The sequence below is a fragment of the Agrobacterium sp. ES01 genome (assembly GCF_050320885.1).
Classification (GTDB): domain Bacteria; phylum Pseudomonadota; class Alphaproteobacteria; order Rhizobiales; family Rhizobiaceae; genus Allorhizobium.
The window spans coordinates 1-17,281 of the sequence record NZ_JBNQTH010000005.1; the positions used below are offsets into that span (position 1 = coordinate 1).

Sequence of the window (17,281 nt, forward strand, 5' to 3'; positions counted from 1 at the left end):
GCGGGGTGGAGCAGCCCGGTAGCTCGTCAGGCTCATAACCTGAAGGCCGCAGGTTCAAATCCTGCCCCCGCAACCAAAATCCAAAACACAAATTCAATCATCATATCAAATACAAGATACAAGAATAAATCCCGGCGCTCAAAACGCCCGGGCGCACCGCTCAATAGCGGCTAGCCTGGCTCACGCAGCACTGCCTAATGATCAATCGGATTTTGGGGGCTTTCATCGATCCGTAAATGTCGGGTGAACCTTGTCACAATTCGACCGGATAGCAATATGCGGATGTGATTGCCTAATGCAGTGGCACTTGGTCCACGCCCTCGAAAAGCGGGGAATGCGACTTTTCCATTTTTATCGGCTCTATCGCTTTGTTGCGCCGTGCTAGCTCCTGTTCGATAACCACCTTCATTTCCATCATGAAATTCATAGCGCTGAATTGCGCTGCGTGCATCTGGATCGTATCGGGATTGAATCGTTCTTCCATCGCTTCGAAGATTTCGATGGCTTCTGCCAACGCTTCGACAGTTTGTTTCTTGAACAAAATACCTGTGCGGCCCGGAACGATCGTATCAAGGGCTCCACCTCGGCCATAGGCGATGACCGGACGACCGCTTGCCATGGCTTCGACCGGGACGATGCCAAAATCTTCCTCACCGGGAAATACGAGTGCGCGGCAGCGCGAAAGGTAAGACTTGAGTTCCGCGAAGGAAGCCGGGCCGATGAACCTTATTGTCGGGCCCGCGATCTGCTTGAGCGCCTTGATCTCCCGGCTGTCGCCATCGCCAAGCACGACAAGATTGCGCCTAAGCTTCGTGAAGGCGCGGACGGCCAAGTCTATACGCTTGTAGGCCACGATTTGTCCGGCGCAGAGATAGAAGTCGTCCACCTGGGCGCCGGGAGCAAAATCGTTGGTGGCGACCGGTGGATGGACCACGACCGAGGAGCGTCTGTAGTATTTGTCGATGCGATTGGCGACGTGATGCGAATTGGCGACAAACCGATCTACGCGGAGGCTCGAACTCGCATCCCACGCCCGCAGCACGGGTGTCAGCATCGGCATCATTAACCTCGTCATCCTCCCAGCATTGCCGCGATAGAAATGGTACTGGTCCCACAAGTAGCGCATCGGTGAGTGACAATAACATATATGTACCGCATGCGGCGGCGGGATGATGCCCTTGGCCGGGCCGGACTCGCTTGAGATGATCAGATCATAGTCGCTGAGGTCGAAACTCTCCAAGGCAAACGGCATCAATGGAAGAAGCGATTGGTAATGTTTCCTGGAACCGGGAATATGCTGCAGGAATGAGGTGAAGATCCGGTGTCGTAGTATCTTTTCCGAGAGCTTTTCGCGATCGCAGACCAGGGTGAAAATGTCTGCATCGGGATACATGTCGCACAGGGCCTCAATAACCTTCTCACCACCGCGCATAGATACGAGCCAATAGTGAATGATCGCTACCTGCATAGGTCTTCCTTCCCCAACTACTGGACCAATCTATTCGTGCGCCTCATCCGCTGAACAGAGCGCCATAAGTCTCGCGGCAACCACCAAAGTGACAAACCGACCCTGAATGGAGTGTCTCGCCTTATCAAAAGACGCACTGGATTAGCTCGAAACATGCCTCGTACTCCCCCAATTGGAGTGCAGGCGTAGTTATTGCTACCAAAAGTGATTAGAGCGAACCGAAGGAGAGAGAATTTACTCAGCCTGTTGCCATGCGATGATGAGGCATATGGTGACGGTCCGCGCCAATAACTCCGGCAGGTCAACGCACCCCAACGACGAGGTAGCGCGGTATGCTGACACCATATTCGAATACACCGCATCCGGTGCGTGGATATCGGTCGAGGTATTTGTGCTGTGCCTTGGCTGGCTGGCTGGTTCTGCAGTTCGCCGGTCCAGCTTCAGCAGAAGTGAGTCTTCTACCGCTGACGCAGGTGAAGGTGACCATCGTTGAATGGCTTGCCTCGACCGGGGAATACAAAGAATGGACGGCGCTCAATGGTCAATATTCAGTCTCGCCTGAAGGAACCATGGCAATTCCGCTGCTAGGCGAGTTTTCCGTGAAAGACGAAACCCCAAGTTCGACAGCGGAAAAGATTGCCAGACTTCTCAAAACCAAGACGGGCCTCGCCTCCGCGCCGGTCGCAACCGTGGAAATCATACGCTATCCAGTGTTGTACATTTCCGGTGTTGTGGCCAAGCCAGGCGAGCTCGAATATCGACCGGGACTGACCATCACCCAGGCCATGGCAATGGCAGGGGGGCGAGAGCGTGGAAAAGATGCGAACGGTTCAAGTGAGCTGGAGCAATTGCGCTATGCCGGCGAGCTGAAACGCTACGATCTGTCTCTGACACAATTGATGGCAAAACGCGCGCGTCTTGAAGCAGAACTGAATGACAGTCCCAAGGTCGCGTTTCCTGCCGAGTTGATGAATGCGCGCGCAGGCAGCACCGAGAATCTCTTTATGCGGAGTGAGGGAGACCTGTTCGTGGCGCGCGCCGAAGCTTTAAAGCGACAGTTGACTGCTCTCTCGGACTTGCAGGTTCTGCTTCAGAAAGAAATCAGCGTGCTGGATGAAAAGACGGCAGTGCAGGACCGTCAAATTGTAATCGCACAGGACGAACTGGCCAGCATTGCTTCATTGGTCACTTCCGGCACTCTGGCAAAATCGCGAGAGACGGCACTGGAACGGGTCGTGGCCGACCTGAGCAGCAACAAGCTCGATCTGGTGATTGCGGCCATGCGTGCGAAGCAGAAGCTCAGTGAAACGGAACGCGATGCCATAACCTTGAAAGGCCAGCGGCGCACAGAAGCGGGACGCGACCTTCAGGAAGTCACCGCCGAGATCGAAGACACGAAGCTGAAACGCGGGACCGTGATCGAATTGCTGCAGGCAGCAGGTGCGACGGTATCTCGGGACGCCTCACGTGCTGCTGCGGCCGTCCAGCCTCTGGAGTTCTGGGTGACGAGAGCCGGTAGTAGCGGCACGCCGACAAAGCTTCCGCAAACTGCGGAACTCGCACCCGGCGACGTTCTCGACGTACGCTATGACATCTCATCAAGCATGGCCGAGGCGGCATGGACCTCCATCATAAGCCAGCCGTCGCAATAGCCATGCCGGGATCTAAGGATACAACGGAGAGAAAAACACGTGGGACTCCATGAATTTGGAACGATCGAGACCCTTCCTCCCATAGCGAGACGAGAGGCATCAGGTATGGAAGCCGTCTCCATCCGCGATCTATTCAATTTCCTGAAAAGCAACATCCCGATTATTGTGCTTTCGACCGTGCTGGGCATCCTGTTTGGTGTGGTCTATATCGCTAGAACGCCATCAAGCTTCGAGGCAACGGTGCGTCTCGTCATTGATCCCGAACAGAGCCGCATCCTTTCCCAGGATGCGGCAACCGGCACGGTCATCATCGAGGCGGCTGAAATTGCGAGCCAGGTGGAAATTGTCAAATCGGAAGCCATTGCCCAGGACGTCATCAGCAAGCTCGGCTTGTTCAACGATCCTGAAATCGTTAACTCCACGTCCTGGCAGTCCACCTTGCGCGAGTATGCGACGTCGGTAATGAATCTCATTACCGGGGGAGGCGATGAAATACAGGGGCCTCCTGAAGAAGAAGAGCGCATGCGCAGAACGATGAACGGCTTTCTGTCGCGCGTTTCCGTTCGTCGCGTCGGACAATCTTATGTTCTGGAAATCGGCTACCGTTCCGGCGATCCAAAAAAAGCCGCGCGAACAGCGAATGCTTTGGCAGAGGCCTATATTCAAAACGGTCTGAATGATCGTAAGTCAGCCGCCAAGCAGGGAGCGCTCTGGCTCGAAGGGCGACTGATAGACGTTGGTCGCAAGGCACAGGAAGCTGCCTTGGCAGCCGAAGAGTATCGCAACAAGCACAACATAACAGCCATGACCGATGCGATTTCGCTGGATCAGCAACAACTGGCTGAGATCAGCAGCCAGATGCTATCGGCCCGGGCAGCGACTGCCGATGCAGAGGCCAAGTTATCGACCTTGAACAAGTTAATCGCGACCAGTTCAACAGATGCTAATCTGCCGGAGATTGGCGAAAACCTGCAGATCCAGAAGTTGCGCGAGGAAATGCGCCTCGCCGATACACGCCTCCAGGGATTGAAGGAACGCTATAGTGCCGGCAACCCCGCGATCATCGCTACCGAAACCGAAATAGCGCGCATAAAATCAAACATTGTCGGTGAGCTTCTTCAGGTCCAGGCGCTTTATCGTTCCAACCTCGCGGTTGCGAAGGAACGGGAAGCTCTCGCTGATCAGCAGTTTGAAAATGCTGACCGTCAAGGAGCGGACAAAAACATAGCGCGGGTTGAATTGGCTGAGATAGAAAGCAGGGCCAATACCTACAGGCGGTTGTACGAGAGCATTCTCCAGCAGTTTGTCAGCGCATTTCAGACACAGTCGTTTCCACTTGGAAACGCACGTATCGTGACGGCGGCAACTGAACCGTTAAGCCGGAATTGGCCGAAGCCCTCCGTGCTTCTGCCCTTTTCGATGGTACTCGGTATGGCATTCGGCTTGTTTGCCGCCGTCCTGCGCAGTGCTCTCGACCGAAGAGCGGGGTCCAGCGAGCGACTTCAGCGAGAGTTGGGCATCGCATCTTTGGGCAGTGTGCCTGTCTACAAACCGGCGCCTGCTGAAAACGGCCTCAGAGAAAGACTTCCCTCATCGGTTATGCCTCTTCGAGCTGTTTTGGATATGCCCTATTCGGCGTTCTCCGAAGCGCTCCGGAGTGTAAAGAACTCCCTGGATTCACTTGCCCCAAACCATGGATCGATGGTGATCGGTGTAACTTCGGTGGGGTGCGGCGAAGGCAAGACGACAATAGCAACTAACCTGGCACAACTCTATCAGAACGAGCAGCAGTCGGTGCTTCTCGTGGACGCGGATTTCGTGGCGGCGCGGCTGACTCGGCTTGCATTCAATGCTGCACCCGATTTCGCCCTCACGCCAATTCATCCGTCGGTGCTCGGCGATCCGTCAGATGGAATCGGTGTCTCGAGCCTCGCGCGTGTTACAAGGTGCTCCGAGCGTACGTATATCGATCACGATGCAGGCGTAGAGCCGGAGGTTTCTGACGTACCGCTCCCGCTGCTGACCATCGAACAGACCCGGCGTTCTGCAACACCTCCTTATCGTTACGCACACTTGTCGGCCCTTAAAGAAGCGCTGATCAAACTTCGCCCGCTTTACAAGGTCATCATTGTCGATATGTCTGGCTTTGAAGAATCCGCCGACACGCGCACCATATGCTCTCATGTCGACGGGATCATCGTGGTGATCGGGAATACCAAAAAACTGACAATCGAGCGTCTTACAGAGGCATTGAAGGCGTTTGGTCGCTCACGTGTGTCACTGCTCGGCGTCATCTCGAACCGGAGCAACACGGCCCACCGCCGCCGTCCTGCCTTGTCGAAGGGTCTGCGATGATGGCTATTGAAGCGGCACAAGCAGTTGCGGCAAAAAAACCTGTAACGACATTGCCCGGCTTGGCGCTCGTGATCGGCATACCCAGCGCAGGACGGCGTGATATACTCACTGAGGTGGTCCCGCATCTCGCCCGCCAGACGCGGCAACCCGCCGAAATCCTGATCTGTGTCCCACGCCTCATTGATGTCGATGCCAAGGCGTTATCTCTTCTACCATGCCCTGTCCGCATACTGTTGTCACAGCGCGGCCTCTGCAAACAGCGCAATGCCATTCTGGACGCAGTCCCCGATGCAGACGTTGTTCTTTTCCTGGACGATGATTTCCTGCTCGCTCCAACCTACCTCGCCGAATTGGAGCTATTATTCCAGAACAACCCGGATGCAGATATTTCAACTGGAACAGTCATTGCTGACGGGATTTCCGGTCCGGGTATTTCTCTCGCAGCAGGGCTAGATCTTCTGCGCAATATACCGACGCCGAGCGATGAAAGCCCTCTTCGTGACGTTTTTAGCGGCTATGGCTGCAACCTTGCCGTACGCATGTCTGCCGTGCACATCGGCAGGCTGCGTTTCGACGAAAATCTGCCACTTTATGGCTGGCTGGAGGATCTCGATTTCAGCCGGACTGCCGTGCGCTATGGTCGGGTCGTTATTTCGCCCCGGCTCATCGGGGTACACCTCGGTACCAAGGTCGGCCGAACCTCCAACTTTCGGCTAGGCTATTCGCAAGTCGCCAATCCAATTTACCTGATGCGCAAGAAGACCATGAGCTTTCGCCAAGCCTCCGTCCGAATAGGTCGCAACGTGTTGGCCAATTTTGTGAAAGTTTGGCGGGCCGAACCATGGATAGACCGCAAGGGCCGCCTGAAAGGCAACATGCTGGCGTTTCGCGACCTGCTATCCGGACGGCTGGCACCGCAAAATATAGAGCGGCTATAACATCTGGTTGTGCGCCCTTTGGCGAGATCCTCATAGGCGTGACGGCATTCACCCGATCTCCGCTGACTTCTGCGGTAATCTATGCCGCCTCCATTTATTTATGCTGGCCATAGACGGGAGCTATGTCTGCTGAAGCCTGAAATAGAAACCCGCGCTCTCGCTGGCTCCTAGCTCCGGGTGAGTCTCGATAACATGCGAAATGGCGGGGATAGACCAGCGGTCGACCTGACGGTAGCCTAGCTTCTCCAGATCACTTACGAATGCCTTCTCGTCTCGCATCTGATAGGGAACATAGGCCTTGCCGATGCGCTCCAGGGTAACGACGGGCGGACCAGCTTTCTTGAAAGCCACCTTGTTCAGCAGCAAGTGGCGTGGGAGCGCCGGCAAGCCGCTGAGCAGTGAAGACAGCGGAACGTCGAGATACTGCATCAATCCAGAACCCAGAAACAGTGGCAGCCTGGGCGCATCTTCGAGACTGTCGACAAAGCGCAGTTGATCGAGCCCATCCAGTTTCGCGCGTTTGCGCCCAGCCTCCGCTATCGCGGATAATTCGTAGATAATCCATTGGAAGTTTTCCGGGAGATCCAGCATGCCGCGAAAGGCGCGGTACTTTGTGCCCAGATGGCCGCCAGCATCAAGAACGCCGTCAATATCGGGGCCAAGTCTGCTCAACCAGAACATGACCGGATAGTCCCACGGCACGACCTCGCACATTTTCTCGAACGACACATGGGCGATCTCATCATGATTATAGCCCGTGAGCGGGCCTAATTTGGCCGCGGCAGCTATGGCGTCGTCGAAAGAGAGGTAGGCACCTGTAAACCGGCGCGGAAGTGGCGATAGATAGCGGAGCCGGCCAGCAATTATCTGCAACGGCACTCGTGATTTACCAGCGCCTGACCTAATTTTTAAAAGCACGGCCTTTACGGTATGCTTCATCTTCACAGACCAATTATCGCGGCCATTCAATTGCGTTCGGGTGACGTTCAAAGCTTGATCTCCAGGTTAGCCGCTGTAACGGGCAAAAGACCGCCGGCAATCTTGTGCAGCACTGCCAGAGTGGCGGCATAGACAAGACTGCCGGCCAGAATTTGCAGCACATTGGTGGTCAATCCGCTGGCCAACGACTGCGTGGCGACATTGCCGAGCGCGATGACCGTCAGCGCCATTGCGATTAGAGCGGCTACCGGATGAACACAGCCGCGCAAGACCCTTAGCCAGTTCACTGCGCCGTAACGACTTTGAAGCCACGCCGAAACAGCGAAAGAAAAGACAGCAGCAATAAACTGGCCCGATGCCGCCGCCACCATGCCGAACGGTGACAAAGCGAGCATGAGGCCGACGGATACCAAGCTGTTGATCAAGATGGCGCCTGGCACCTTCCGGATAGAACCCGTCAGCGAAAGAAGTGGCTCGGTGATACAGCCCGGAACGAGCAAGATCTGTTTGACGGACAGAAGACTGACGAGAATGGCGGCGGGTGCCCAGTCGTCACCGAGCACAAGATGGATCAGAGTGCCTGACATCAGCGCAAGCCCTATATGCACAGGAGCCGAAGCCACCATCAGGAAAACCAGATAATTGGTGGCCTTGGCGCCGATTTCCGGTGACGCCTCTCCTCCGGCTCCATTTGAAGCCGCAACTTTGCGGAAGACGCCCCACGCAATTTGCCGTCCAGGTTCGCAGACGAGGTCGGTGAAAGCAGAGACAATGCGCTCGGCAGCACGGTAGTAGCCGGCTTCTGCAAGGCCGAGAACGCTGCCGACCACGAGTGTGCCGGAATAGGATCGCATGAGCACAATCATGCGGTTGTACACAACGTGTTTGGAAAACTCGAAGATCTCCCAAAAGAAGACCGAACGGATGCCAAGTTTCGGCAACCATCGCAGTATTCCGATAAAGGCGATCACGGTCAGCAGCTGAGTGACGAGGCGTCCCGCCACGAGCGCGAAGATGTTCCAGCCGTGCAAAAGGCCCACGATTGCGAGCACCGTGCCGCAAAGTTCCGCCGCGACCTTGATGATGCTCAGCTCCCGAAGGCGAGCGTCGGCGATGAAGATGCCCTCACAAACAGAAGAAAACGGAGTTGGCAGCAACCATAGGCCAAACAGTGTTACCAGCAGAGCCTCGTGCGGCATCTTGAGATATAAGCCCAGGAATGTCGCAATACTGAGCCCAACCATCATCGCCGAGGCACCCGAGATGATGGCCACCGTTGCGATCTGATCTAGCCGTCCTTCCTCATGATTGGTTTTCATGACGAATTCGCGCCATCCCCCTTCCGCTAATACAAGCAGCAAGGCAACCAAGGCAGCCACGTAAGAAAAGAGACCAAACTCCGCGGAGGCCAGTGTCCGCGCCGCCACGACGAATGTAGCCACTTGAGTGAACTGCACGACGATCTTGGCAGCCAAGGTCCACATTGCGTTACTGATGAGGGAGCGGACGCTCGAGCCGGTGCCTCCTCGCAGCGAAGTAGCTTTGCTGGAAAGCCACGCACAAGTTTTTGAAAGTAAGACTGGCATCAGTATTCCTGCCTTATTTCGTATCTATCATCATATTTGGCCGCGGAGAGTATCAACCACCCTTTGTGCCGGTCTGGAGTGGACATGATTTCAAATTTTATTGACGTTTCGTCGATATATTTTTGAACCCCAAGTTTAACTCATTTCGAGCCCGAGCACTTTCGGCATCACGTTATGAGCTCCTTGAAGCTCCGGAGTTGGTAAGAGGCTTATCCATGAGCGAGTTTACATTGAAGTTCCAACTCAGATGGTTTGTTCTCCTTATCTGCCTAAGTTTTTGGGCTGCCGTCATTTACTGGGTAGTATAAGCGGCATCACCGATCGTTTTGCGCAAACAGAACAACCATGATCGTCTTTGCAATGATTGCGATGTCGGTGCGCATCGAGCATTTGTTGTAATATTCAATGTCGAACTGAACGCGTTGCTCGTAGGACGTGGAGGCGCGCCGCGACACTTGCCAGAGACCGGTCAATCCGGGCGTTAACGCAAGATAGCAGTGGATATGTGGCCCGTAATGCTCCAACTCCCCCGCGGTTATCGGCCTTGGACCAACAATGCTCATCTGGCCTATCAGGATATTAATCAGTTGGGGTAGTTCATCCAGGCTAGTCATACGGAGGTATTTTCCCAGCCAGTGTATCCGAGGATCCCTCTTTAGTTTCTGGGTGTCCTTCCATTCATTTAGCTTGGCCGAATCAGTGGCGAGAAGTTCCTGCAACACCTTGTCAGCATCCTTTCGCATACTGCGAAATTTCAAGCAGTAGAACGGCCGGCCATCGCGCCCGATTCTTTTGTGGCGAAAGATGATGGGGCCTCCGTCAACCAGAAGAAGCACGACAGCGATCAACACCAGCGCCGGAGATAGGAAGACAAGTGCCAGAAGCGAGAAGACGATGTCGAACGCGCGCTTGAGACCTCGCCAACCTGAGCGTTTGGTCGACGAGCCCTTTACAGAACCTTGCGCAAAATTGTCCGAATACAATGAAATCACCTACCGTTTCGCCAGTCTGAGGCTGCCTGTCAAAACGACAAGAGGCAATTTATCCTCATAGCCAATGGCTCAACTGATAGAGGTAGAGGGTGATCTCTTTTTAGCCGAAACGCCGGTCATTCATGTAAAGAGATCCTTACCTAAGCGAGAAGGTCAAATCGGAGGCAGTAATTACAAGCCCTGCTCCTCACTCTGCGCAAAGTCCTTCAAGCCTGAACGGAAGCGGAGGTCAGTCCGCTTCTGGGTATCGCACTTTTCAAACCCGCCATGACGAAGAACAAAAGTCCAAGGTCAACGATCGTCCCAGAGATGAGCGCACCCACCATAACGCCCAGACAACCGTTTCGCGCCGCGACACCGATATCGGCGTCGTAAGTCCGAGGGACTCCCCTCGGCAGGAGGATCGACGTCAAAAGAAACATCAGGAAGAAGAAGGTGCCGGGAACCCCGACATTAGACAACAGTGCGACAGCGAAAGATGACGTCCTTGACGTACCTAGCCCGACCCCGAAGCCATAGGAATCGAAGAAGTTAGAAATACCGTAAGCATTCCAAGCACCTCGCTCTATCGCTGACAGGGAGGTGGGCTTGCTGAGAATGGTGATGTCGATGAAATCGTAGACCAGCCTGTAGAAAGTCTGATTGAGGGCCAGGAAAAATAACACGGATATCGCGGCGATGGGAAAGACGAGAATGACTGCTGCACTGGCGCGCGTCCCCGACAGCCCGCCGGCGCGAAAGATACTTGTCAGATACAATATAGCGAGGCAGACCGGAAGACCGGCAATCCCCCCTGATGATGTTGAGCGAACAACCAGCAGGCTCGACAGCACAAACAAAAGGCCGCTCATCTTGCTATGGCGACCGCATACCCATAAAGTTCCACTAAAGCCGATTACACCCAAGCTGGCGCCTGCAAAAGCAGATGCTTCAGGCCACGATCCTATGATCCGTCGCATTCCCGCAACCATTTCATCGGCATGAAAGGTGTAGGGCGCATTCCGAATATAGGGAAATATAGAGACAAGCGGTGTACCGGGACTAATCATGTCGGCGATCCCAAAAAAGATATTCGCAGCGCCAAATGCCATGAGTCCGATCGTTACGTTTCGCAGTCCGTTCGAGGTCGATGCAACAGATAAGATCAGGCAGAACGTAATCAGGTCCGCGACTAGATAGACGGCCTGGGTAAAATTGCCGCTCACCGGTCGAAGAGGGATTGTGCCTTCACTGCCCAAACTTGCTTGTCCGCCGATTGGCACGATCTCCATCGTATTTTGTAGCAAGCGCGGCGCAAAGTAACCGCAGATAATACCGTAGGTAACAAGCAATGCGAGCCACATCGCCGGCGATGAGCGGAATATTATGCCGACTGTCGTCTGCAGGTTACCATGAAGCCATATAGTCGAGAGTAACAAGAAGGCGACAAATACGTGTCCTGGCTGTATGCCCGTGGAACCGAACATTAAAGCCGCTGCGCCACCCAAGACAGGAAAAACTGAGAAGGCAATCACAGTTGCCCCGCTACCTCGCAATAGGCAAATTACGCCTACTGCGAACGTCACGACACCGATTGGCTCGACACCCATCATCAACTCACTCTATTGGCCAGCGTCGCGACACCTAGGCATTTGGTCACCGGACTTGCCCGTTTCCTAAACCACTTCAACAGTCATGTTTGCTATCAAGGGGACTTCTGGCATGCGCGTTATACGTCACCCGCGGGCTTTTCAGCGTCTTGGACAAGCCGGACCGCTGATCCAGCAGCCAGACAGTCTGGCCGATGATTTTAGACTGGATACCGGTCAGTTTTGCCACTGCGGTACCGGCGAGATACTGTGACCCGGTGTGCGTCCAGATGACGCCGGCTTGTGCCAATTCCCTTCTTTGGCGCCAAGCATGCGGGAAATCAAAACGGAGAATAGCGCGAAAGGCATATCTGGTGAGCTTCGAGGGCATACGCTCGATCCACGGCTTGGAGAAAGACACGACGCAACCAAGATCAATCGCGCGCCCATACCCGTGAGGCGTGTGGTCATTCACGTCGACGAGTGTGCTGGCAGCCCAGCTTGCTCTCCAACGTTCCGCGTCCTTGTTTTCCGTCAGGTGTACAAAGACACGCAATAGCGCTTCAAACAGGGTTTTTTTGGCAGTAAAAAATGACATTCAGATCATAAACCGCAAAAATAACATACGCCTCAAGACTGCGAACTCAAAGCATTTCTGCCGCCAAAATCGTGTTCGTAAAACTTAGATTGAGGAGAGATTCATGCCGTCAAACCAAATAATAGCATGCCTTCAAATTCAAGAGAAGACACAACTTAGTTATTGAATAAGAACTGAAATTCTGTAATTTTAGATTTTTATGTGAAGGGATTTAGACTGTGAATTCCTCGTGCATATTTTACGTCGAAGGCGACAGCTATTTCTTTCCAACCGTAGTATCGGCCTTTCACGCAAGAAAAGCAGCGTCCGGTTCTTCGGATGTTGTCGCAATGACTATGCAAGAGTTTCGAGATAATTCCAGTGCGGTTGGGTTGTGCCGAGATGCAGACATCCCTTTGATTGATGGAATGCGATTCTTTAGCGCAAGACGCGCCCAACTTGATCGTCGAGTATGTCGTGCGCGGATAAGCGTTTCGGCGATGCGGCGCCTTCTCTGGTCTGATCTCTTGCCTGACCATTACTGGAAGATGATTTATATCGATGGCGATACCCAAATTGTCTGCGACATCATTCCATTGGATCGCCTCAATATTCCACAGGGCAAAATGTTGGCGGCACCCGTTTACATCTCTATCGCCAGACGTTGTGCCTACCAGCTGCGCTCCTTTGGGGATCGTATCGCGAGCGCCTTTTCGAGCCTCAGAGGTAACGCAAATCGAATCGAATTGCAGCGTGTCCTGAAGGATCGGAATCTTGACGAAACACTTTTCGGTCCTTCGAATGCAGCTCCTTCTGCACTGATGCCCTTCCGTGGTAGTGGCATCATGGCCCATTCCGGTTGAACTTGAGCGAGGGGGAGCTGTTAGTGATGCGTGTAACGGCAACAGGCAGTTCCGGCGGCAGACGCCTCACTTTGTTCGCGGGGCTGGTTTTCGCTCTGGCTATACCAATCCGACAACAAGCCAAGGCCGAGGAGGTTGCCGCACAGCCGACAGCTGCGTTTCTGGATAGTATCGGCGTTGTTTCAACGTTCGATGACCGAGGGCAACCTTACTCCAGAACGCTGGAAATGTTGAAGTATGGTGGGTTTCGCTGGTTGCGCGGCGGTATCGAAGGGCTGACAAAAAACGGTCCGCTTACAATCGACACATTTCTGACTCTGCACCGGGAGGCAGGTGTCAAGATAAGTTGGGGTCTCGGAAGCGGCATCAGCGATCTAGACACGCTTTTGGCAACGGGTCGCATTCTGGCAAAAGCGGGCGCCCTGCTCGCATTTGAAGGAAACAACGAACCCAATAATTGGCCTGTGTCTTATAACGGTCGCAAAGGGGGCGGGCGAAGTTCCTGGCGCGCAGTTGCCGAATTGCAAGCTGATCTCTATCGCTCGGTGAAAGAGGACCCTTTGCTGGCAGCGTATCCGGTTTGGTCTATCTCAGAACCGGGAGCTCAAACTGATGATGTCGGCCTCCAATTTCTGCAAATTCCCGCTGATGCGATTACGCTGATGCCCGCGGATACGCGTTACGCCGACTATGCCAATGTGCACAACTATCTCTATCATGCGAATTCACCGCATCCAGCCGATAACAAGAGTTGGGACGCGTCCGATCCCAGTAGCTCCTCTCCAGTAGATGGACTTTACGGAAACTTCGGGAGAACGTGGGCGCAGAAATTTAGGGGCTATTCGGAGGACGAATTGACCCATTTGCCACGGGTCACCACGGAAACGGGCGCTGCAGTCAATGGTGAAGTGGACGAAGCCTTGCAGGCAGTTCACTTGGTCAACCTCTATTTGGCCCAGTTCGCGCGGGGTTATAGCTATACATCTGTCTACATTCTGCGAGATCGCACGGATGAAGAAGGCGTGCAATCATTCGGGTTCTTTCGCCCCGACTACTCTCCGAGAACGGCTGCACACTATCTCCACAACCTGACGCGAATCCTGGCCGATGAATCGATGAAGTCTTCTCCGGCGCGATTGGATTATTCGATTGAGCCCCAACACGATACCGTTCACGATCTCTTGCTTCAGCACAGCGATGGCGCGTTTCAACTTGTGATATGGGGTGAGGCGTTGGAAGGTGAAAGTACCGTCACGATCAAACTGAAAAAGAGCGTTGCAACAGCCAGTATCTTCGACCCTACAATCGGTACTTTGCCCATAGCCAAACACACGGACACCAGTGAGATTGTCCTGACAATTGGCAATCATCCAATCATTGTTACACTTCAGTAAAAGTTGAAATTTTCTTCAAAATGTAAACAAATTGAATAGATGCAATGGCGAAACTTTATGGCATCTCGACAATTTTCATTTCACCGTTTTCGGTCTTCAACGCCAGACGTCTTGATCACTAGTCCCGCCTGCGTTGCAGCTTAAAAAGCCAGGGCTTCTGCCAAAGCACCGGCTCCTTAGAGTTGATGCGAGTGGCAAAAGCCACTGGCAATGAGGCCTGACAGTGACGGCATGCAATTTATCCAATGATGACTTATTTCAGTTTGAATGCGGCTTGGGTGCGGTTTGTAACATTCAGTTTTCTCATGATGTTGCGAATATGGACTTTAATGGTGCTCTCGCAGAGGTTCATTTCGTACGCGATAATTTTGTTCGCTTTTCCGCGACGCAATCCCTCCGCGACTTCGATCTCCCGCGGGGTGAAGCTCTCGTTTAAGTGATTGGAAACTGTAACCACAGAATTCAAAGCCTCTCTGCTGGCGAGAAGGCTGCTAACCGGGAAGAAGAGACCGCCCGCACGAGCTAGCGAAATGGCTTCCGCAGCGACGCTGATGTTCACATTGGTTGGAATATAGCCAGATGCGCCGCAGTCGATTGCCTTGAGAAGGTCACCCAGTTCGTTAGAATCTGCGATAACGATCAAAGGGATAAATTTGAAAGCCGCTGCGACGGCTTTAATTTTGTCGCAACTGCCTGTCTCGTCAGGCTTATCACTGGTAAGCACTAGCAGTATTGCCGATGGTTCGCTCTGGAATTGGCGCTTGCGCCATTCATCAATTGATCCCGAGGTGACGAACTTCATTGTCGGATCATAACTGGAGAGGCTGCGTGAAAGGCACTCGCGATCCAGCACTCGACTGTCGAGTATGAGGATGTATTCATCCGCTTTGTCTTCCAATGCCTGGCTGGACGCAAGCGAACTGATGTAATCTATATCTGCTTTTGTTACATTATTTATATTGCCTGAGATGGACATATCTGCACTCATTTTTACCCCCTCTATATTCACATATCCGATAAACGGATACACAAAACACAATAAACCCCTCACAGTTTGGCTAAGCCGAACTGCATATTCCCCTCTACTTATGGTTTGTATGAATACTTTTCACAGATTTATTTATGGCGCATTAACCCAAGTTAATTTTCCATTAAACAAGTCGTGATTGCCGAAATTTAGTCGCCAAAATGACACAATTGGAAAGTGCTCGACTTAATGCAAACGCGTTAAGTTCGTGGCTTATCGTTCGGAAGACTATAATAGATAGTAAGCTTGTGATTTTTTGTTGAAATTTATTATTGTTACTATTCCCTCGGTGCGCCGATGGCGTCGGGGGCCACATATGGGGAGATACTGCAACTGCACGAGCGTATTGATATCGCATGCAAGATAGCGATGGCGATACGGTATGAGTTTAAGGGACAGGCCTTGCGATGGGTCTTCGGGAGAACATTCGTCTAGATCGTCTCCTGCTTCGCAGCCATCTGCCGGAGATAGGCGTCGCAAGCTTCCTCAACCAGAAAGATACTGTCTGTTGTGATGTCCCGCAGCATGAATCTTGGGCGTCAGTCGCAGTAGATCCTTTTCCACCACGAGTGCGATCACTTTTTCTGTGATGACACAGGTCGTCTAACCCGCCGCCAAGGATCGTCGATAGATGATCCATCATCGAAGCCATTGGAAGGCTCCCAGAGCACATGCTTCTATTTGATAAAGGTAGAACACGCCAAGGTGAAGCCGTCGCAGGTCGCCAGAGAATATCGTCGATGAAGTGAACGTCATCAATGGATAGCGTGTAGGCAGTGAAATTGGCTGATGAAAAAACCACAAATCAGAGCAAAACAGTCCTGGTTAAACTGGCCTCCAATTCACGGACCCGTTCAATCGCGAAAGGTCACACGACGGAATGCATGATGAGCCTTCGGACGCGTATTTCAATGACCCGCAAGTTGAAGGTCTTCGGTCTCAGGGCCAGTCAAGTAGTACGGGTCGAAGTCGACCAGTTCAATTAGTCTGCGGCGGTCAAGGAACTCAACAATCCCGTTTCGAAATGACAGCAGCCCGCTGATCCTCATTTCCTTGAGAACACGGTTCACGTGCACAGTCGACAAGCCGAGCGCATCGCCGATCTCCGACTGTTTCAGCGGACACTCGAAGCCGTCGAGATCAGGGCGGGACAAGTTGCCAGCGCGTACCGCAAGTTCAAGCAGGAGGTGACCCGTGCGTCCGAACGCGTCTCTCCTTCCGATACTTGCCAGCCGTTCCACCATCCTGGCGTGACGTTTCATCATCTCGATACTCATAATAAGCGGCAATTGAGAAGCGCTTCCGCCGCTCTGCCCCGACAGTTGTCCAGTAAACTCAAAGCACGTGACAGAGGAGATGGCTTGCACCGTCTCCTGTGATAGAGCTGCAGATGCGGATGACAGTACATCGCCATGCAGCGAGAAATCGGTGACTGTCCGAGTGCCATTGAACATCGTCTTGCTAGATACTACCCAGCCGCTATCAATAAAGAAGATTCGTGAAACGTCACTTTCGCTGTCGAAAATTGTGGTGCCTGGAGAATATTGGCGCAGGTGCGCACCGGTGAGCTTCGATCCACTATTGAAGTAGTCGGAATGGACCGCTTGCCTGAGATTCCAGCTATCGCGTATTATCATCTAGCAACCTATGCGCCAAACACCATAATCGGAACACTTTTAACACAAAATACATTAGTGGATGCAAAGATTCACGTAGTTTCGGGTTAATGCGTTAATTTGACGACTTTTGTTGTTTTTTGGCAAAATCAGGTGGCGCTTGCGGCTCGACAGCGCATTGACTCTATCTCGTGATGAATTTTTCTATGAGATAGATGTTGTCTTTTTCAAAAGCATTGCCATGCAATGTCATTTCTCTTCGCATTCTATATGGATTCCATTTACTGTCACGAAATACGAATTTTC

At 53.0% G+C, this 17,281-nt stretch carries 13 protein-coding genes; 5 read left to right on the forward strand and 8 right to left on the reverse strand.

All coding sequences use genetic code 11. From position 1 onward, the window contains the following. Nucleotides 1-292 precede the first annotated feature (292 nt). Nucleotides 293-1,468, reverse strand: coding sequence for a glycosyltransferase (locus tag ACQQ2Q_RS15410; protein ID WP_428188000.1), 1,176 nt, complete (start codon nucleotides 1,466-1,468; stop codon nucleotides 293-295). 332 nt (nucleotides 1,469-1,800) lie between these two features. Between ACQQ2Q_RS15410 and ACQQ2Q_RS15415 the strand changes: the two genes are divergently transcribed. From ACQQ2Q_RS15415 to ACQQ2Q_RS15425, 3 genes are all read left to right on the forward strand, one after another. Beyond that, nucleotides 1,801-3,120, forward strand: a complete 1,320-nt coding sequence (locus ACQQ2Q_RS15415) for a polysaccharide biosynthesis/export family protein (RefSeq protein WP_428188001.1) — start codon at nucleotides 1,801-1,803, stop codon at nucleotides 3,118-3,120. A gap of 105 nt (nucleotides 3,121-3,225) precedes the next feature. After that, nucleotides 3,226-5,475 carry a GumC family protein gene (locus tag ACQQ2Q_RS15420; protein WP_428188002.1) on the forward strand — a complete coding sequence of 750 codons (2,250 nt, stop codon included), beginning with the start codon at nucleotides 3,226-3,228 and terminating at the stop codon, nucleotides 5,473-5,475. Beyond that, nucleotides 5,472-6,413 (forward strand): glycosyltransferase family 2 protein, encoded by a 942-nt coding sequence (locus ACQQ2Q_RS15425; RefSeq protein ID WP_428188003.1) that lies wholly within the window; start codon nucleotides 5,472-5,474, stop codon nucleotides 6,411-6,413. The genes ACQQ2Q_RS15420 and ACQQ2Q_RS15425 overlap by 4 nt, the downstream gene beginning before the upstream one ends. 120 nt (nucleotides 6,414-6,533) lie before the next feature. Here ACQQ2Q_RS15425 and ACQQ2Q_RS15430 read toward each other — a convergent pair whose 3' ends face one another. From ACQQ2Q_RS15430 to ACQQ2Q_RS15450, 5 genes are all read right to left on the reverse strand, one after another. Continuing rightward, on the reverse strand, nucleotides 6,534-7,403 hold the full coding sequence (locus tag ACQQ2Q_RS15430) for a methyltransferase, TIGR04325 family (RefSeq protein ID WP_428188004.1): 870 nt from the start codon (nucleotides 7,401-7,403) through the stop codon (nucleotides 6,534-6,536). Next, the gene (locus tag ACQQ2Q_RS15435) at nucleotides 7,400-8,938 is read right to left on the reverse strand and encodes an oligosaccharide flippase family protein (RefSeq protein ID WP_428188005.1); all 1,539 of its coding nucleotides are present in this window, start codon (nucleotides 8,936-8,938) and stop codon (nucleotides 7,400-7,402) included. The genes ACQQ2Q_RS15430 and ACQQ2Q_RS15435 overlap by 4 nt, the downstream gene beginning before the upstream one ends. A 314-nt stretch (nucleotides 8,939-9,252) precedes the next feature. Next, on the reverse strand, nucleotides 9,253-9,927 hold the full coding sequence (locus ACQQ2Q_RS15440; RefSeq protein WP_428188300.1) for a sugar transferase: 675 nt from the start codon (nucleotides 9,925-9,927) through the stop codon (nucleotides 9,253-9,255). Between the two features lie 209 nt (nucleotides 9,928-10,136). Further along, a complete protein-coding gene (locus tag ACQQ2Q_RS15445) occupies nucleotides 10,137-11,522 on the reverse strand; it encodes a hypothetical protein (RefSeq protein ID WP_428188006.1) in 1,386 nt (461 codons plus the stop codon). Between the two features lie 73 nt (nucleotides 11,523-11,595). After that, on the reverse strand, nucleotides 11,596-12,096 hold the full coding sequence (locus tag ACQQ2Q_RS15450; protein ID WP_428188007.1) for a hypothetical protein: 501 nt from the start codon (nucleotides 12,094-12,096) through the stop codon (nucleotides 11,596-11,598). Nucleotides 12,097-12,425: 329 nt separating this feature from the next. On the opposite strand from ACQQ2Q_RS15450, the gene ACQQ2Q_RS15455 reads away from it, so the two are divergent. Together ACQQ2Q_RS15455 and ACQQ2Q_RS15460 are read left to right on the forward strand one after the other, a co-directional pair. Continuing rightward, a complete protein-coding gene (locus ACQQ2Q_RS15455; protein WP_428188008.1) occupies nucleotides 12,426-12,938 on the forward strand; it encodes a hypothetical protein in 513 nt (170 codons plus the stop codon). Between the two features lie 26 nt (nucleotides 12,939-12,964). Further along, complete coding sequence (locus ACQQ2Q_RS15460) at nucleotides 12,965-14,332, forward strand: glycosyl hydrolase (RefSeq protein ID WP_428188009.1); 1,368 nt, start codon at nucleotides 12,965-12,967, stop codon at nucleotides 14,330-14,332. Nucleotides 14,333-14,585: 253 nt separating this feature from the next. On the opposite strand, the gene ACQQ2Q_RS15465 is transcribed toward ACQQ2Q_RS15460, so the two are convergent. Further along, a complete protein-coding gene (locus ACQQ2Q_RS15465; RefSeq protein ID WP_428188010.1) occupies nucleotides 14,586-15,320 on the reverse strand; it encodes a LuxR C-terminal-related transcriptional regulator in 735 nt (244 codons plus the stop codon). A gap of 947 nt (nucleotides 15,321-16,267) precedes the next feature. Then, the gene (locus ACQQ2Q_RS15470; RefSeq protein ID WP_428188011.1) at nucleotides 16,268-16,996 is read right to left on the reverse strand and encodes a Crp/Fnr family transcriptional regulator; all 729 of its coding nucleotides are present in this window, start codon (nucleotides 16,994-16,996) and stop codon (nucleotides 16,268-16,270) included. Nucleotides 16,997-17,281 lie beyond the last annotated feature (285 nt).